The following is a 16,020-nucleotide window of genomic DNA, read 5'->3' on the forward strand; positions in this document are numbered from 1 at the left end:
CGCGGTAGCGCGTCAGGATCTCCTTGAGCACCGCCGTCCCTTCCATCAGCGAGAAGCCGGCTCCGAGGCAGCGTCGCACGCCGCCCCCGAACGGGATCCACGTGCCGGGCGCGATGTCGTCGTCGAGGAACCGGCGCGGCCGGAAGCGTGCAGGCTCAGGGAAGCTGGCGTAGGTGAAGTGGGCGCCCGCGATCGACGGCGAGACGACCGTGCCGGCCGGCAGGTCCCACGGCCCGACCCGCTGCGGTGTGGTCAGACGCCGGGCCACCGAGTCGATCACGGGGTGCCGCCGCATCGCTTCTTTGAGGCAGGCCTCCACGAACGCGTCGTCACCGGTGTCGGCGGCGCGGAGCGCCTCCTCCTGGACGTCGGGGTTGGCGCCCAGCTCGTACAGCGTCCACGAGAGCGCCGACGCGGTCGTCTCGTGGCCGGCGAGGAGGAGGGTGACGAGCTGGTCTCGCAGCTCGGCGTCGGTGAGGGGTGCCAGGTCTCCCTCGACGCCGACCTGGAGGAGGCGCGACAGCACGTCGGTGCGCGCATCGAGGTCCGACACCTGACGGCGCGCGGCGATCTCGGCGTACAGGATGCGGTCGACCGCCGCCTGGTTGTCGAAGTAGCGCTTCCAAGGCCCGAGTGACCTCAGCCTCGGGAAGATCCAGCCGACGAACATCGTCGGTCCGATCTCGACCATCCGGCGGATGCGGGGGCGCAGGGCGCCGAGCGTCTTCTCGTCGGTGACGCCGAAGACCACCTGGAGGATCACCTCGAGCGTGAGGGCGTTCATGCGCTCGTGGGTCACGAGGCGCTCGCCGTCGTGCCAGCGGTCGACCTCCTCCTTGGCGAGCGACTCGACGAGACCGCGGTAGCCCCGCAGGGACGCGCCGTTGAAGGCCGGCATGAGGAGCTTGCGGGCGCGCATGTGCTCGGCCTCGTCGGTGAGCAGGACCGAGTGCTCGCCCATCACCGGACGCAGCACCTGGTTTCCCTCGCCGGCATGGAGGTCGCGGGGGTCGCCGGCGAAGACCTGCTTGATGTGCTCCGGAGCGCTGATCGTCGCGATCGTACGAGGGCCGGGATGGATGCGGATCGTGTACGCCGGCCCGTAGCGCCGTACGAGCATCCGCATGAACGGCGTCCGGAACCCGAGGAAGGCCACCGTCTGGACCGAGGCCGGCCAGCGCGGGCCGGGGGGCAGGCTCATGCCGCGACCGGCTCGTCTCGGCGCGCCCGCGCGAACACGTAGTCCTGCTCGCGGACCGTCCGGGTCTCCCACCAGTACTGGAAGGTGAACTTCGGCCAGATCGTGCGGTTGTTGCCCTGGGAGTCGAGATACCAGCTGGTGCAGCCGCCCTGGGTCCAGATGCCCTTCGTGACTCGGGCCTGGATGTCGGCGTTGTACGCGTCCTGCGCGAGCCGGGTCGGCTCCATGGCGTCGGCCCGCAGCCTGTCCATCGTGCTGAGGGAGCGAACGATGTACTTCGCCTGCTGCTCGATCATGAACACCACGGAGTTGTGACCGAGGGCCGTGTTGGGGCCGAGCATCAGGAACAGGTTGGGGAAGTTGTTGACGTTGATGCCGAGGTAGGTCTCCACGCCGCCCTCGGCGAACTGGTCCGACAGCTGTACGCCGCCGCGTCCCCGGATGTCGAGGTGGTCGTAGGCGTCGACGACGTGGAAGCCGGTGCCGTAGACGATCACGTCGGCCTCGTGCAGCGTGCCCGCGAGGTCGACGACACCCTCCGGCACGATCCGGGCGATGCCGGTCGTCTCGAGCGTGACGTCGTCGCGGTTGAAGGTCCGGTAGTAGTCGTTCGACTGGAGGACGCGCTTGCATCCCAGCCGGTAGTCGGGGGTGAGCTTCTCTCGCAGGGCCGGGTCCGGGACCTGCCGGGCGATGTGCGCCGCGACGACACGCTCGGCGATCCGCAAGATGGCGGGCACGTGTCCGTTGAACGTGATCGCGCGGGACTCCAGCGCCCAGTAGAGCGCGTCGCGGTAGGCGCGGTTCGCGCCCGGGACCTTCTGCAGGAACGCCTGCTTGCGCGGGCTGATCGGCTTGTCGCGCTTGGGCAGCACCCACGGAGCGGTGCGCTGGAACAGGGTGAGGTGCGAGGCCTGCTCGGCGATGATGGGCACGAACTGGACGGCGCTCGCCCCGGTGCCGATCACGGCGATCCGCTTGCCACGGAGGTCGAGGTCGTGGTCCCACTCGGCGGAGTGGAAGCGTGCACCGGCGAAGGTCTCGGCACCGTCGATGTACGGCACGTTGGGGATGTGGAGCCCGCCCATGCCGGAGACGAGGACGCGCGCGTCGTACACGTCGCCGTCGGCGGTGTGGATCTGCCAGCGGCGGCGGTCGTCGTCCCAGTGCGCTCCGACGACCTCCTTGCCGAAGTGGATGCGCTTGCGGATGCCGCGCTCGTCGGCGACCTTGCGCATGTAGTCCCAGATCTCGGCCTGGCCGGAGAACGACTTCGACCAGCGCGGGTTGAGCTCGTACGAGAACGAGTACATGTGGCTCGGGACGTCGCACTCGCACCCCGGGTAGGTGTTGTCGCGCCAGGTGCCCCCGACCTCGTCGGCCTTCTCGAGGATCACGAAGTCGTCGCGACCGGCCTCCTCGAGCTTCATGGCCATGCCCATACCGGAGAAGCCGGAGCCGACGATGACGATATCTTGGGTGATCACGACTCAGATACTAATGGTATCCGAGAGGGATGCAACACTCTTGATGTCACATTCTTTCCCGGCAGGAGAGGTCGATGCCCACACGAGCAGAACGCCAGGCGCAGACGCGTGAGGCACTGGTCGGCACCGCACGATCCCTCTTCCTCCACGACGGCTTCGCCGCCACGAGCCTCGACCGGGTTGCCGTCGAGGCCGGGTTCTCCAAGGGCGCGGTCTACTCGAACTTCAAGAGCAAGGAGGAGCTCGGGCTCGCCGTCCTCGACGAGATCCACCGCGAGATGGTGGCCGAGGTCGTCGAGGCACTCAGCATCGCCACGGCGTACGAGGACGCACTGCACGCCCTCGAGGGATGGCTGAAGGTGCGTCTCGGACAACCGCGCTGGACGGCGCTCGAGGTCGAGTTCGCGGCGGTCGTGCGGACCAGCCCGTTCGTCGCCACCGAGCTCGCGACCCGGCACCGGCAGATCCGCGCCTCCATCGCCTCGCTGCTCGTGGAGCTCCAGCACCGCACCGGGATGCGCCTCGCGCTGCCGGCCGACCAGGTCGCGCTCGTCCTCCTGAGCCTCGGCATCGGCCTCGGCGCGCAGCGGTCGCTCGACCCGGGCCTGGACGTGCATGCGTTCACCGCCACGATCCGCTCGCTGCTGCTCCCCCCGGACGCGGACTGAGGTCAACCACCCAGCGCCGCGACGACCGCCGAGCTCAGAACGCGCTGACCGTGTCCGGCATCCGCTCGCGGCGCGTGAGAGCGCTGATGATCGCGGCCTGGCCGTGCCGCTCGGTCGCGAGCTCGGCCAGCAGGTGGAGGACGGGCAGGTAGACGTCGTCGGGGAACGGCGGCGTCGGCACGTCGATGCTCCGAGCGAGGTCGTCGGCGTGCACGACGATCTCGACCATCCGCGTGAGCAGGAAGTCGGGGCGCCGCAGACTCCAGCCCTGCCACGGGATCGCGACGACCTCCGCCGCGCCGCCGTCCCGCAACAGCCGGCCTACGGCGCTGACGGTGTCGCTGCACCGGTCCCGCATCGCTGCGAACCCCTGCGACGCCTCGTCCGCGTCGGTGCTCCGGTCGTGCGCCGGATCGCTGAGATCCGTCGTGCGCACCCAGGCGGCGCGCCGGTAGTGCTCACCGGCGTCGCGCAGCGGAGCGTCTGGTGAGTCCATCACGAGGACCTCGGCGGCACGCGCACTCTGCCTCCCGAGGTGGCAGGCCAGCATCCCGACCGTCATCTCGGGCAGCGCGCTCCGCGCGTCCCAACGGCTCGCGACCTCGGGCCGCGTCACGAGGTCGAGGGCGAGGTGCGCTGCGGTCACGAAGGCGTCGTCGCAGGAGTCCATGCGACGCGATCCTAGGCGGGACTGCACGGGGACGACCTCCGACGCGGGCACGTCCGTGGTGATGACGGGACTGCGGCGCGCCACCCGCCCTCGCGCTCGTCACACCGGGCGGGGTGGGGTGACGGCGGACACGGCGGCAGGATGAGGGCATGACCTCGACGCCACGCTGGTTCACCGACACCTCCGACGGGCACTCCCAGTGGTACATCGATCGCTTCCGCACCATGGAGCGCGAGGGTGTGGATCTCGGCGGTGAGGCCCGTCTCGTGAACGCGCTGGTCCCGCCGGGTGCTCGGATCCTGGACGCCGGCTGCGGTCCTGGGCGGATCGCGGCGCGTCTGCACACCGCCGGCCACGACGTGGTGGGCGTCGACGTCGACCCCGCACTCATCGCGGCCGCAGAGGAGGACCATCCCGGTCCGGACTGGCGGGTCGCCGACCTCGCCACGCTGGACCACCCCGGCGACCCGTTCGACCTCGCCGTGTGCGCGGGCAACGTGATGATCTTCCTCGCCCCCGGGTCGGAGCGCGCCGTGCTCGAACGCCTGCGGGTGCACGTCCGCCCCGGTGGCCGGATCGTGCTCGGCTTCCGGACCGACCGGCCGTACGGGCCTGCGGACCTGGACGTCGACGCCGCTGCGGTCGGCCTCGTCGTCGAGCAACGGTTCGCGACGTGGGACCTCGTGCCGTACGACGACGACGCCGACTTCGCCGTCACGCTCCTGCGCGTCCCCGAGTGACGGGGGACGATTGGCGTACGGCGCTGGCCTCGCTCGGGCCGTACTTCTCGCTCGACCCGGCGCCCGCCGACCCTGCCGCCGCGGGATGGCGTCCGTTCGAGGATCTGCTGCAGCCGGGGCCGCTGGAGGAGCGGACCGCATACACCCGCGCGTCCCTGGCCGGGCTCGCCGGTGGTGAGGTCGAGGAGCGGGTGGCGGCATCGACGGTGTCGCTCGGGCTGTTCTCCCGGCTGCTGTCCCCGGTCGTCGGCGCGGCGGCACTCGGGGTGGCGGCCCCGCCGCTGGCGCTGGACACGGTGTGGTGGCGGCCGTTCGAGACGGGACCCTGGCCGCTTGCGGTCGAGCGCGCCGGCCAGCCGGGGGGACTCGACGAGGCCCTCTCCTTCCTCGTGGACCGCTTCGCCACCGGCTTCGGACTCTCACGCATGATCCTCTGGGGCAACGTGTCCTCCGCGCTGTTCGGAGCGGTCGCGGGCCTGCGGGCGAGCCGGCCCGACCTCGTGCCCGCGGCCACCGCGTTCGCCCTCGCCACGCTCGGCCGACCTCCGTACGCCGGCACCGGCGACGTCGTCCGCGGCACCTTTGTCCGGCGGTCGTGCTGCCTCTACTACCGCGTGCCGGGCGGCGGCTACTGCGGCGACTGCGTCCTGACGCGATGAGCTCCCGCATTGCGATCTCGGTCGCCGTCCTCGGTGTGGTCGCGGCCGGACTGGCCGCGCGGGTCGTCGCGCCCGCACCGCTTGCCGGGCCGCTCGGGGACACGCTCTACGCGACCGTCGTCGTCCTGGTCGTCGTGGCTGTCCGGCCGCGGACGTCGCCTCTCGTGGCGACGCTCGTCGGCTTCGCGGTGTGCGTCGCCGTCGAGCTCTTCCAGCTCACCGGCGTGCCGGCGGCGATGGCCGAACGCGTGCCCGCGGCACGTCTCGTGCTGGGGACGACGTTCTGGGCACCGGATCTGCTGTGTTACGCCGTCGGCGCGGCGCTGGGTGGCGTGCTCTGTGCGACCTGCTTCTCGTACCGGCGGCACGGCACGGGGAACCGGCCCCCGGCGACCTCTGCCTCGTACGTGAAGCCGCCGGCGTCGACCCACCCGGACCGCTCGTAGAAGCGTCGCGCCCGCAGGTTGCCGGGGGCAACCGCGAGCCACGAGCGGGTGTGACCGGCTGCGGCGACCTGCCGCTCGGCCTCCGCGAGCAGCACAGGGGCGACGACGCGGCCCCGGTACGCGCGGTCGACGTAGACCTGCTCGACCTCGTCACCGGCCACGATCACGAACCCCGCCACCGTGTCGTCGACCACGGCGACCGTCATGTCGGCGATCCGGGCGAGCGTGCGCTCCTCGAACGACGCCGAGGTCCGTGCCGCCACCAGCGCGTCCGGGACCTGGCCGAGATGGCCGTCGCCCCAACCCTCGTGCCAGATCTTCGCCAGCGTCGACGCGTCCTCCACGCGTGCGGGACGCAGCTGCGGACTCATGCTGGTCAGGCTAGGGGTGCCGCGTGTCCGGCGGCGCCGACCCGGCGACGTTGCGCCGGGCCACCCGCACGGCCCCGCACGGGGCGGTAGGTACGTTCGTTCCATGAGTTCTTCCATCTCTCGGACCGCAACACCGATGGACCAGCTCGCCGACTCATGGTTGGACGAGCTCCTCGGTCTCAACCCCGAGCTCCACGTCGAGCTGGGCCGACCCGGTCGCGAAGGCGACTACACCGATCTCTCGCCGGAGGGGGCCGAGGCCCACGTCGATGCGGTGCGCCGCACGCTCGCGCAGGTCCGTACGACGGAGGTGCGCGACGCGACCGACGAGATCACCCGCGACGAGCTCGTCCGCACCCTCGAGCTCGAGGTCGAGCGTCACGACGCCGGGGAGTGGCAGCGCAACCTCAACGTCATCGCCTCCCCCGCGCAGGCCGTCCGCGAGATCTTCGACCTGATGCCGACGGCGACCGAGGCTGACTGGGACCACGTCGCCAAGCGCCTCGCGAACGTCCCCGCGGCGATCGACGGCTACGTCGCCTCCCTCCGTGCCGGCATCGCGGCGGGCACCATGCCGGCCGTACGGCAGGCGTGGGCGGTCGCCGAGCAGGCGCGCGGCCACGCGGCGCCGGACGGCTACTTCGCGCGCCTGGTCGAATCGTCGACCGCGCCCGACTCGCTGACGGCCGACCTGGAGCGCGGCGCGCGTGCCGCGGCGGAGGCGTACGCCGGGCTCGCCCGGTTCCTCGACGACGAGCTGGCCCCGGCGGCGCCGACCGCCGACGGCGTAGGACGCGAGCGGTACGCCCTCGCCTCCCGCGGCTTCATCGGCGTCGAGGTCGACCTCGAGGAGACCTACGCCTGGGGGGTCGAGGAGCTCGCCCGGATGGTGGCCGAGCAGGAGGCGCTGGCCGACCGGATCCTTCCCGGGGCGAGCGTCATCGAGGCCGTCGCCCACCTCGAGTCCGACACGGACAGACGCCTGAAGGGCACCGACGCCCTCCAGGCCTGGATGCAGACGACCAGCGACCGCGCCGTCGCCGAGCTCGGTGCCACCCACTTCGACATCCCCGAGCCGCTGCGCCGCCTCGAGTGCTGCCTCGCTCCGACGCACGACGGCGGCATCTACTACACCGGCCCGACCGAGGACTTCACGCGGCCGGGGCGGATGTGGTGGGCGGTGCCCGAGGGCGTCACCGAGTTCGACGCCTGGCGCGAGCTGACGACCGTCTACCACGAGGGCGTCCCCGGCCATCACCTCCAGGTGGGTCTCGCGACCTACAACAGCGCCGAGCTGAACGGCTGGCGGCGTCTGAACTGGAACAGCGGGCACGGCGAGGGGTGGGCGCTCTACGCCGAGCGGCTGATGGCCGACCTCGGCTATCTCGACGAACCGGCGGACCGGTTCGGGATGCTCGACGGTCAGCGGATGCGCGCGGCGCGGGTCGTCGTCGACATCGGCGTCCACCTCGGCCTGCCGAAGCCCGACAGGAGCGGACGGTGGACCGGCGACGACGCGCTCCCGTTCATGCTCGAGCACGTCAACATGGACGAGGCGTTCGTCCGCTTCGAGGTCGACCGCTATCTGGGCTGGCCGGGGCAGGCGCCGTCCTACAAGGTCGGTCAGCGTCTCTGGGAGCAGCTCCGCGAGGCATGGGTCGACCAACACGGCGGCCCCGGCGTGGCCGACCTCAAGGAGTTCCACTCGAGGGCGCTCGCGATGGGCATCGTCGGCCTCGGGACGCTGCGCCGCGCGCTGCTGGGCTGACGGCCCGCAGCCCCAGCGCCTAGGGTCGGCGTCCATGACGACCACCGTCCGCCCCGCGGCCGCCGACGACCGCACCGCCGTCCTCGACCTGCTGCGCGCAGGCCTCCCCGACGACGCGGGCGACGACACCGGCGGTCTGGAGCACCTCCTGTGGGGAGCCCTCGACGACCAGCGTCTGGCGTTCGTCGCCGAGCGCGGCGGTGAGGTCGTCGGGGGAGCCTTCGGCAGTGTCGCCGAGCGCGACGGGACGGTCCGTGCGTACGTGACGGTGGTCGTCGTGGGGGAGGGGCACCGGCGCTCCGGGGTGGGTCGCCTGCTCATGACCGCGCTCGAGGAGGCTGCGGCCGCGCGTGGCGCGACCGGCATCCAGGCGGGCGGGAGCGCCCCCGCGTACTGGTGGCCGGGCGTCGACACCGCGGACGAGGGCACGACCGCGTTCTTCGCCGCGTGCGGCTACGAGCCGCCAGACGGGCCACCGGCGACCAACCTGGACGTCGATCTCGCCACCCACGTCGACCTCGTCCGTGCGGCCACCCCCGCGTCGGTCGCGCTGCGTCGGCTGAGACTCGAGGAGTGGCCGGCGTTCGAGGCGTGGATGCGCGAGACCTGGGGCGAGACGTGGGCGGCAGAGGCGGGGGCGGCGCTGCTGCGGCAGCCCGTCAGCTGCTTCGTGGCGGTCGAGGACGGCGCCTACCTCGGCTTCGCCGCGTACGACACCAACCGCGCCGGGTGGTTCGGGCCGATGGGCTCCTCGCCCGCGGCGCGGGGCAGGGGCGTCGGGTCCGCACTCCTGCGTGCGTGCCTGTCGGACTACGTCGACGCCGGACGCACCTCGTGCGAGATCGCCTGGGTGGGGCCGGTCGACTTCTACGCCCGGACGGTCGGCGCCGTGCCGGGGCGCACGTTCCTCGCGCTCCGCAAGCCGCTGGACGCGGGCAGCGACGCGTCAGCGTAATGCGGCAAGGCTGCTGACCAGGCGCCCGAACACCTCACCGTCGACCACGGTGCCGCCGTCGCGGAGGGCGAGGACGGCCGCACCCGCGGTGCCGTCCTCGACCAGGTGGGCGGCGCCCGTACGACCGCGCGCGCGCCATGTCTTCTCGACCGCGGTCGAGACCTCCTCCTGCCGGAGCAGCACGCTGCCACCGAGGACGAGCGGACCGTCGACGTCCGGGACGACCGCGGCGGTGATGGTCCTCGCGAGGGCGCCGACAGCCTCGTCCACGATCTGCCGGGCGATCGGGTCCCGGGGATAGGCGAAGGCCAGCGGGGCGAACTGGGCGAGCCGCACCGGTCGCATCGCGTACACGACGTCGACGAGCTGCTGGAGCGCAGGTGCGCGCGGGACGGTCCTGGTCGTCTCCGTCGGGGTGAGGTCGAGCATCCCGAGCAGCGCCGGCGTCATCGGGGTCGAGGGGCCGCGGCCGTCGACGTCGGCGACGACCGCGCGGGCGACCGCGTGGCCGATCCAGAACCCGGACCCCGAGTCACCGAGCAACCACCCCATGCCGTCGACAGCACGCTCGACCTGTCCGCCTCTGACGCGGATCGCGGCGGCGCCGGTGCCGGCGACCATCGCGTAGCCGTCGAGGTCGGGGGTCCCTGCGCAGAACATCGCCAGGAGGTCGGAGCGGAGGGCGAACGGTGCGACCACTCCGCAGGCCCCGAGCGCGTCCCCGATCGCGTCGTTGCTCGGGTCGGCGGGAGGCAGGTGGGTCGCCGCCCCGGCCATCGCGATCGTCACCGACGAGACCGAGGACGCCGCGACACCGGCGGTGCCCAGAGCCCCGCCGACCGCCTCCGCCAGGGACTCAGCGGCCGCGGCGCGGCCGGACGAGACAGGGTTGCCGCCGCCGGACCGGCCATAGCCCAGGGACCGTCCGGACATGTCCACCAGGACGGCGCGCGTGGAGGTTCCTCCGGCATCGACAGCGAGCACGACAGACATCGTTATCGATCCGAAACCGCATGTGACATTGACCACACACGCCTGGTGGGAATAGTTTTCAACCGATTTCCAAGTCTCTGAGATGGATTTTCACGGAGAGCAGGCATGGACGCTCGCACAGACACCGCGCCAGGGATGCCGAGCGCGCTCGGGGTGGCCGAGCGGATCCAGGCTAGACGCCCGCGGATGTCGAGCGCCATGGCAAAGATCGCCGCGCTCCTCCTCGAGCAGCCCACCGCGCCGCTCGAGCTCTCCATCACCGAGCTCGCTGCCCGCGCCGGCACCTCGCCCGCGACAGTCACCAGGTTCTGCCGGCTGATCGGCTACTCCGGCTACGTGCCGCTGCGGGTGGGGGTGGCGGCCGACGTGGGACGGGGCGACGTCCAAGCCTCGTGGCACACCGACATCGGGCGGGCGTTCGACCCCGAGGACTCCTCCCACGACATCCTCCACTCCCTCCTGCACGCGCACACCCGCTCGGTCCAGGCGACCGCCAGCTCGGTGGACCTCCCCCAGATCGATCGCATCGCCACCGCGATCGCAGGCTGCCAGCACCTCGACATCTACGGGATCGGTGGCAGCGGGCTGATGGCCGACGAGCTGCAGTCGCGCCTCTACCGGATCGGGATCAACGTCCACGCCTGGTCCGAGGTGCACGCGGGCCTGGCGAGCGCCTCGATCCAGGACGAGCACAGCGTCGCCATCGGGATCTCCAACACCGGACGCACCCTCGAGACCATCCAGATGCTTGCCCAGGCGCACTCGTCGGGCGCGTACGCGGTCGCCCTCACCAACAACCCCGACTCCCCGCTGGCCAGCGTCGCCCACGAGCACGTCGTCGCCGCGGCCCCGGAGGAGTATCTCCAGCCCGATGACCTCTCCGCCAAGCACTCGCAGCTCTTCCTCCTCGACCTGATCTACCTGCTCGTCGCCCAGCAGGACTTCGCGCGGACGACGACCAAGCTCGCAGCCTCCGCGATGGCGGTGCTCCCGCACCGCCGGTCCATCAGGTCCCGAGCCGCCCGATCTGCCCGATCCGCCCGCCCGACCTCCGACAGCACCGGAAGCGAGACGCATGTCTGACACCTCCCAGCAGTTCCTGCACGAGACCACGAGCCGGCTCGAGCAGCTCGCGAGGCTGGCCGACGACGGCGGGCTGGACCCGGCGATCGAGCTGATCACGACCGCGCTCCAGGCCGGCGGGATCGTGCAGGCCTTCGGCACCGGCCACTCGCAGGCGTTCGCGATGGAGATCGCCGGCCGTGCCGGTGGCCTGATCCCCACGGCCAACCTCGCCCTGCGTGACGTCGCCCTGTTCGGCAGCCAGGACGTCTCGGTCCTGAGCGACCCGAAGCTCGAGCGTGACCCGTCGGTCGTCGAGGAGCTGTGGGAGATCACGAAGGCAGATCCGAACGACGTCTTCGTCATCGCCTCCAACTCCGGCGTCAACGGGTCGATCGTCGGCCTCGCCCTGCTGGCGAAGGAGCACGGCAACCCTGTCATCGCGGTGACGAGCATCGAGCACACCTCGCGCGTCACCCCCAAGCACCCGAGCGGCAAGCGCCTCAGCGAGGTCGCCGACGTCGTGATCGACAACCTCGCCCCGTACGGAGACACCACACTGACGCTCGACGGCGACATCGGCGTCGGCGCGGTCTCGTCCCTGACCGCCGCGTTCATCGCGCAGCTGCTGACGATCGGCGTCTCCGAGCGCCTCGCGGCAGCCGGCTCGGTGCCGCCCATCTACCTCTCCGCCAACATCCCCGGCGGCGACGACCACAACCACCAGCTCGAGGACCAGTACGGCGACCGGCTCCGGCGCCATGCCTGACACCACACCACCACAGGGAAGGCACTCCAGATGAGTATCGAGAAGAAGACGGTCGACCGGCGCACCCTGCTACGGGGCGCGTTGGCCGCGGCGGCGGTGCTGCCGCTGAGCAGCGCGCTGGCCGCCTGCGCCGGGAGCAGCAACGACTCCGACAACGACAGCTCCACCAAGGGCGGCAAGAAGAGCGAGGACAACCCGTTCGGGATGGCCGCCGACTCGACCACCGACGCGGTGATCTTCGACGGCGGCTACGGCACCGACTACGTCGCCTTCGCGGCGACGATCATGCAGAAGAACCACAAGGGATCGACGGTCAAGGTCTCGCCGACCACCGAGATCTCCCAGGAGCTGCAGCCGCGCTTCGTCGCCGGCGACCCGCCCGACCTGATCGACAACTCCGGCGAGAACTCGATCGGCTTCGCCACGATCCTCGACCAGGTGGAGGACCTCTCCGACGTCCTGGACGCGGAGAACCTCGAGGGGACGAAGATCCGGGACACCCTGTACGAGGGCATCGAGGCGCCCGGCACGTTCGACGGCAAGTTCGCCGCGCTCAACTACGTGATGACGGTGTACGCCGTCTGGTACTCCTCGAGCCTGTTCGAGAAGAACGGGTGGACGCCTCCGAAGACGTGGGACGAGGCCATCGCGCTCGGCGCGGAGGCGAAGAAGGCCGGCAAGTACCTCTTCCTGTGGGGCAAGGAGGCGGCGACCTACTACCAGACGATGGCGATCGGGTCGGCGATCAAGCAGGGCGGCGACGAGGTCCGGCTGGCGCTGGAGAACCTCGAGGCCAACTGCTGGTCGAAGCCGGCGGTGCAGGCGGTCTTCGAGGCCATGGGCACGATCGTGGACCGCGGCTACATGAAGCCCGGCGGTGCGGGCACGCAGTTCACGGCCGCCCAGGCGCAGTGGAGCAACAACCAGGACGCGCTGCTCTACCCGTCCGGGTCCTGGATCGAGAACGAGATGAAGGACCAGACGAAGGCCGGCTTCGACATGAAGGGCTTCCCCGAGATGGTCGTCGACGACAGCTCGGCGATGCCGTGGGAGGCCTTGCACGCTGCGGCAGGTGAGCCGTTCCAGGTGCCGTCGAAGGGCAAGAACGTCCCCGGCGGCAAGGAGCTGTTGCGGACGATGCTCTCGAAGGAGGCGGCGACCAACTTCGCCAAGACCAAGCTGGCGCCGACCATCGTCAAGGACACCGTTCCCGCCGACGGCTTCGGGTCGACCGCCCTCGTGTCGCAGACCGACATGCTCAAGGCGGCGGGCCCGAACGTCTTCACCTGGACGTTCGTCGACCTCTACGGCACCAACGTCGACCAGCTCGTCGTCTGGAACAGCTTCCTCGCGGGCAAGTCGAGCGTGAAGGAGCTGACCTCGCGTCTGCAGGACATCACGGACAAGGTCCGTGAGGACGACTCGATCAAGAAGATCCCCGTCACGTGATCGAGTCCCCTCTGGTCCCCATCGCGGACACCGAGAAGCCGCGCAAGAAGAAGCGGCGGCCCTGGACGTTCGACCGCATCAGCTTCGTGCTGGTGTTCCTCGTGCTGCCGCTCGCGATCTTCTCGGTGTTCGTGGTGTGGCCCTTCGTACAGGCGTTCTGGTACTCCCTGACCGACTGGTCCGGCTTCACGCCCGACATGAACTTCATCGGCCTGGAGAACTACCAGAAGCTGCTCGACGACGACATCTTCATGACGTCGCTGCGCAACAACGTCTACCTGGCGATCGTCGTACCGTTCGTGACCGTCGTGCTGGCGTTCGCACTGGCCACGATGATCACGGTCGGCGGCTCGTCGTACGGAGCAACCCGGGGCCTGAGGGGGTCCAGCTTCTACCGCGTCATCTCGTTCTTCCCGTACACGATCCCGGCGATCGTCATCGGGCTCATCTGGCTGCAGATGTTCGACCCGTCCAACGGGTTGCTCAACGGTGTGCTGACCGGGATCGGGCTGGACGGGTTCGCCTCGTACCCCTGGCTCGGTGACGCGCGTACGGCGATGCCCGCGTCGATGTTCGTCATCATCTGGGGCTTCGTCGGGTTCTACATGGTGCTGTTCGTCGCGGCGATCAAGAGCGTGCCCGGCGAGCTGTACGACGCCGCCCGGATCGACGGCGCGGGTCGCCTGCGTACGGCGTTGTCGGTGACGCTGCCCCTGATCCGGGACAACGTCCAGACGGCGTACATCTATCTAGGCATCCTCGCGCTCGACGCCTTCGTCTACATGGCGGCGCTCAACCCGGGCGGTGGCCCGGAGAACTCGACGCTGGTCATGCCGCAGCGACTGCTTCTCACCGCGTTCGAGAAGGGCCAGTTCGGGCTCGCGAGCGCGATGGGTGTGGTCATGGCGATCGCGACCCTCGTCTTCGCGGCGCTCGTCTTCACCGTGAACCGCCTCGCGGGCGGCCGACAGGAAGGGGTACGGCGATGACGACGAGCACCGAGCCGTCACGACAGGAGTCCGTGCGAGAGGTCGCCGCCCCGGCGGGCGGCGCGCCCGGCCGCAAGGCCGATCGCGCGGTCTCGTCGCTCGCCCACATCGTGCTGGGCTTCTGGGCGTTGCTGGTCATCGTCCCGCTGCTGTGGACGCTGCTCTCGTCGTTCAAGACCAGCAACGAGATCTTCTCCTCCCCGTTCTCCTGGCCCGCGACCTGGAGCTTCGACAACTACGTCTCGGCCTGGACGTCGGAGGGCATCGGCCGCTACTTCCTCAACACCGTCGTGGTGGTCGGCACGGCACTGGTGCTCGTCATGCTGCTCGGGTCGATGTGCGCCTACGTGCTCGCGCGCTACACCTTCCCCGGCAACCGCCTGATCTACTACATGATGCTGGCCGGGCTGACGTTCCCGGTGTTCCTCGCGATCGTGCCGCTGTTCTTCGTGCTCAAGGGCTTCGGTGTCCTCAACACGCTGCCGGGGCTGATCATCACCTACGTCGCCTTCGCCCTCCCGTTCACCGTCTTCTTCCTCTACCCGTTCTTCCGGGTGCTGCCCGAGGAGATCGCCGAGGCGGCGGAGATCGACGGTGCGGGGGAGTGGCGGAAGTTCTTCCAGGTCATGCTCCCGATGGCCAAGCCGGGCATCGCGTCGGTGGCGATCTTCAACTTCCTCGGGCTGTGGAACCAGTTCTTGCTGCCGGTCGCGCTCAACACCAACCGGGACAACTACGTCCTGTCGCAGGGGATGGCGGCGTTCGCCTCTCGGTGTCCCAGGGGGCGAGCAAGTAGCGGCTTCGTCGTCCGCCGGACCGGCGGAGACCGCTACAGTCACGCCGTGATCGCCCACCTCCCGAGCGCACTGCGCTGTCGCGTCGTCCTCGGTGTCGTCGCCGCGCTCCTCGCCGGGTCGGGTGTCCTCGGGGCCGTCGCCGGGTGCCCACAGCGTCTGGATGCAGGTGCGAGCGGAGCGCCTGGCAGTGACGGAGCCCCGGGCGACGGCCACCTACCTCGGTTCCGCCGACTCGGGGTCGGGGGCGGGGATCACCTTCTCGCTCGCCGACGACGAGCACGCGCGCCTGGCCGGCGGGCGCGTCGTGTCGCTGTGGAGGCCGGAGTTCCCGGTCAGCGAGGTGGCTCCAGACCTCAACGAGAAGGTCGAGGTCGTCGTGTTTCCCGGTCAGGATCGGGCCGTCCTTGCCGCCGAGCTCCCCGACGCCGAGTACGCGGTCTGGCAGCGGGGCGTCGACTGGGTCACCCGCGTCCCGCGAGCGTCGCTGTTCTTCGGGCTGCTCTTGGGCATCTGGGTCGGCGCGGTCCGGCTCGCGCTCGGGTTCACGCCGCGTGCCCTGCCCTCGCTCCTGCGCGGCCGCGACGGCGTCGACGCGGTGGTGGTCGACTGGGCACGGCTGGCGAAGCCGGACGAGGCCCTCGTCAGCGTGGCGGTCGGTGACGTGACCCACCAGTGGGCGACGAAGGTCGGGTCCGACGCACCTCCTCGTCTCGGCGACACCCTGCGGATCGCCGGGCGCGTCCACGAGGGCGGGTGGGTCCTGGCCTGGACGGACGAGTCCCGGCTGCTCCCGACCGGCCCGCTGCACACACCGGACGCGGAGGTCCTCCACACCTAGGCTGGGCCGCGTGGTGGATCCACGGGCCGGCTCGCCGGGAGAGCCGAAGGAGCTGGTCGATCTCGACACGCTCGCCACGGCGTACGACGGAAGTGGCGGACGTTCTTCCAGGTGATGCTGCCTGCCGATGGCCAGGCCGGGCATGGCCTCGGTGGCGA

The 16,020-nt window shown here is 70.7% G+C and carries 16 protein-coding genes and 1 pseudogene; 12 read left to right on the top strand and 5 right to left on the bottom strand.

The features are described from left to right. Both PV363_RS06045 and PV363_RS06050 read right to left on the bottom strand, forming a co-directional pair. The coding region (locus PV363_RS06045) for a cytochrome P450 (protein WP_301021894.1) at nt 1-1,201 on the bottom strand (1,201 nt) is incomplete at its 3' end. Continuing rightward, nucleotides 1,198-2,688, bottom strand: a complete 1,491-nt coding sequence (locus PV363_RS06050; protein WP_220342282.1) for an NAD(P)/FAD-dependent oxidoreductase — start codon at nt 2,686-2,688, stop codon at nt 1,198-1,200. The genes PV363_RS06050 and PV363_RS06045, both read right to left, overlap by 4 nt. Nucleotides 2,689-2,762: 74 nt before the next feature. On the opposite strand from PV363_RS06050, the gene PV363_RS06055 reads away from it, so the two are divergent. Beyond that, a complete protein-coding gene (locus PV363_RS06055) occupies nt 2,763-3,356 on the top strand; it encodes a TetR/AcrR family transcriptional regulator (protein ID WP_220342281.1) in 594 nt (197 codons plus the stop codon). Between the two features lie 34 nt (nt 3,357-3,390). Here PV363_RS06055 and PV363_RS06060 read toward each other — a convergent pair whose 3' ends face one another. Continuing rightward, the gene (locus tag PV363_RS06060; RefSeq protein WP_301021895.1) at nt 3,391-4,026 is read right to left on the bottom strand and encodes a maleylpyruvate isomerase N-terminal domain-containing protein; all 636 of its coding nucleotides are present in this window, start codon (nt 4,024-4,026) and stop codon (nt 3,391-3,393) included. Between the two features lie 149 nt (nt 4,027-4,175). Here PV363_RS06060 and PV363_RS06065 point away from each other — a divergent pair, with 149 nt between their 5' ends. From PV363_RS06065 to PV363_RS17945, 3 genes and pseudogenes are all read left to right on the top strand, one after another. Then, a complete protein-coding gene (locus PV363_RS06065) occupies nt 4,176-4,766 on the top strand; it encodes a class I SAM-dependent methyltransferase (protein WP_301021896.1) in 591 nt (196 codons plus the stop codon). Beyond that, complete coding sequence (locus PV363_RS06070; protein WP_301021897.1) at nt 4,763-5,425, top strand: (2Fe-2S)-binding protein; 663 nt, start codon at nt 4,763-4,765, stop codon at nt 5,423-5,425. The genes PV363_RS06065 and PV363_RS06070 overlap by 4 nt, the downstream gene beginning before the upstream one ends. Continuing rightward, nucleotides 5,422-5,685 (top strand): annotated as a pseudogene (locus PV363_RS17945) (DUF2809 domain-containing protein); the annotation flags it as partial. The gene PV363_RS06070 and the pseudogene PV363_RS17945, both read left to right, overlap by 4 nt. Nucleotides 5,686-5,729: 44 nt before the next feature. Here the strand turns inward: PV363_RS17945 and PV363_RS06075 are convergent. Beyond that, nucleotides 5,730-6,242, bottom strand: a complete 513-nt coding sequence (locus PV363_RS06075) for a GNAT family N-acetyltransferase (RefSeq protein ID WP_301021898.1) — start codon at nt 6,240-6,242, stop codon at nt 5,730-5,732. Nucleotides 6,243-6,345: 103 nt separating this feature from the next. On the opposite strand from PV363_RS06075, the gene PV363_RS06080 reads away from it, so the two are divergent. Together PV363_RS06080 and PV363_RS06085 are read left to right on the top strand one after the other, a co-directional pair. Next, nucleotides 6,346-8,010: a DUF885 domain-containing protein gene (locus PV363_RS06080; RefSeq protein ID WP_301021899.1), complete on the top strand. Its 1,665-nt coding sequence runs from the start codon at nt 6,346-6,348 to the stop codon at nt 8,008-8,010. A 34-nt stretch (nt 8,011-8,044) separates the two neighbouring features. Beyond that, the gene (locus PV363_RS06085) at nt 8,045-8,965 is read left to right on the top strand and encodes a GNAT family N-acetyltransferase (protein ID WP_301021900.1); all 921 of its coding nucleotides are present in this window, start codon (nt 8,045-8,047) and stop codon (nt 8,963-8,965) included. On the opposite strand, the gene PV363_RS06090 is transcribed toward PV363_RS06085, so the two are convergent. Continuing rightward, the gene (locus tag PV363_RS06090) at nt 8,957-9,949 is read right to left on the bottom strand and encodes a BadF/BadG/BcrA/BcrD ATPase family protein (protein WP_301021901.1); all 993 of its coding nucleotides are present in this window, start codon (nt 9,947-9,949) and stop codon (nt 8,957-8,959) included. The two genes, PV363_RS06085 and PV363_RS06090, sit on opposite strands and share 9 nt — an antisense overlap. A 114-nt stretch (nt 9,950-10,063) precedes the next feature. Between PV363_RS06090 and PV363_RS06095 the strand changes: the two genes are divergently transcribed. Genes PV363_RS06095 through PV363_RS06120 form a run of 6 tightly spaced genes read left to right on the top strand, consistent with a single transcriptional unit; the run spans nt 10,064 to nt 15,862 of the window. Beyond that, nucleotides 10,064-11,041: a MurR/RpiR family transcriptional regulator gene (locus PV363_RS06095; protein ID WP_301021902.1), complete on the top strand. Its 978-nt coding sequence runs from the start codon at nt 10,064-10,066 to the stop codon at nt 11,039-11,041. After that, the gene (locus PV363_RS06100; protein ID WP_220342272.1) at nt 11,034-11,789 is read left to right on the top strand and encodes an SIS domain-containing protein; all 756 of its coding nucleotides are present in this window, start codon (nt 11,034-11,036) and stop codon (nt 11,787-11,789) included. Before PV363_RS06095 ends, PV363_RS06100 begins: the two co-directional genes overlap by 8 nt. Nucleotides 11,790-11,819: 30 nt before the next feature. After that, entirely contained in the window at nt 11,820-13,238 is a 1,419-nt protein-coding gene (gene ngcE, locus PV363_RS06105) for an N-acetylglucosamine/diacetylchitobiose ABC transporter substrate-binding protein (RefSeq protein ID WP_220342271.1), read from the top strand. Beyond that, nucleotides 13,235-14,227, top strand: coding sequence for a sugar ABC transporter permease (locus PV363_RS06110; protein ID WP_220342270.1), 993 nt, complete (start codon nt 13,235-13,237; stop codon nt 14,225-14,227). The genes ngcE and PV363_RS06110 overlap by 4 nt, the downstream gene beginning before the upstream one ends. After that, entirely contained in the window at nt 14,224-15,684 is a 1,461-nt protein-coding gene (locus PV363_RS06115) for a carbohydrate ABC transporter permease (RefSeq protein WP_301021903.1), read from the top strand. Before PV363_RS06110 ends, PV363_RS06115 begins: the two co-directional genes overlap by 4 nt. Then, on the top strand, nt 15,671-15,862 hold the full coding sequence (locus PV363_RS06120; RefSeq protein WP_301021904.1) for a hypothetical protein: 192 nt from the start codon (nt 15,671-15,673) through the stop codon (nt 15,860-15,862). The genes PV363_RS06115 and PV363_RS06120 overlap by 14 nt, the downstream gene beginning before the upstream one ends. Nucleotides 15,863-16,020: the final 158 nt, after the last annotated feature.

The organism is Mumia sp. (assembly GCF_028803055.1).
Classification (GTDB): domain Bacteria; phylum Actinomycetota; class Actinomycetes; order Propionibacteriales; family Nocardioidaceae; genus Mumia.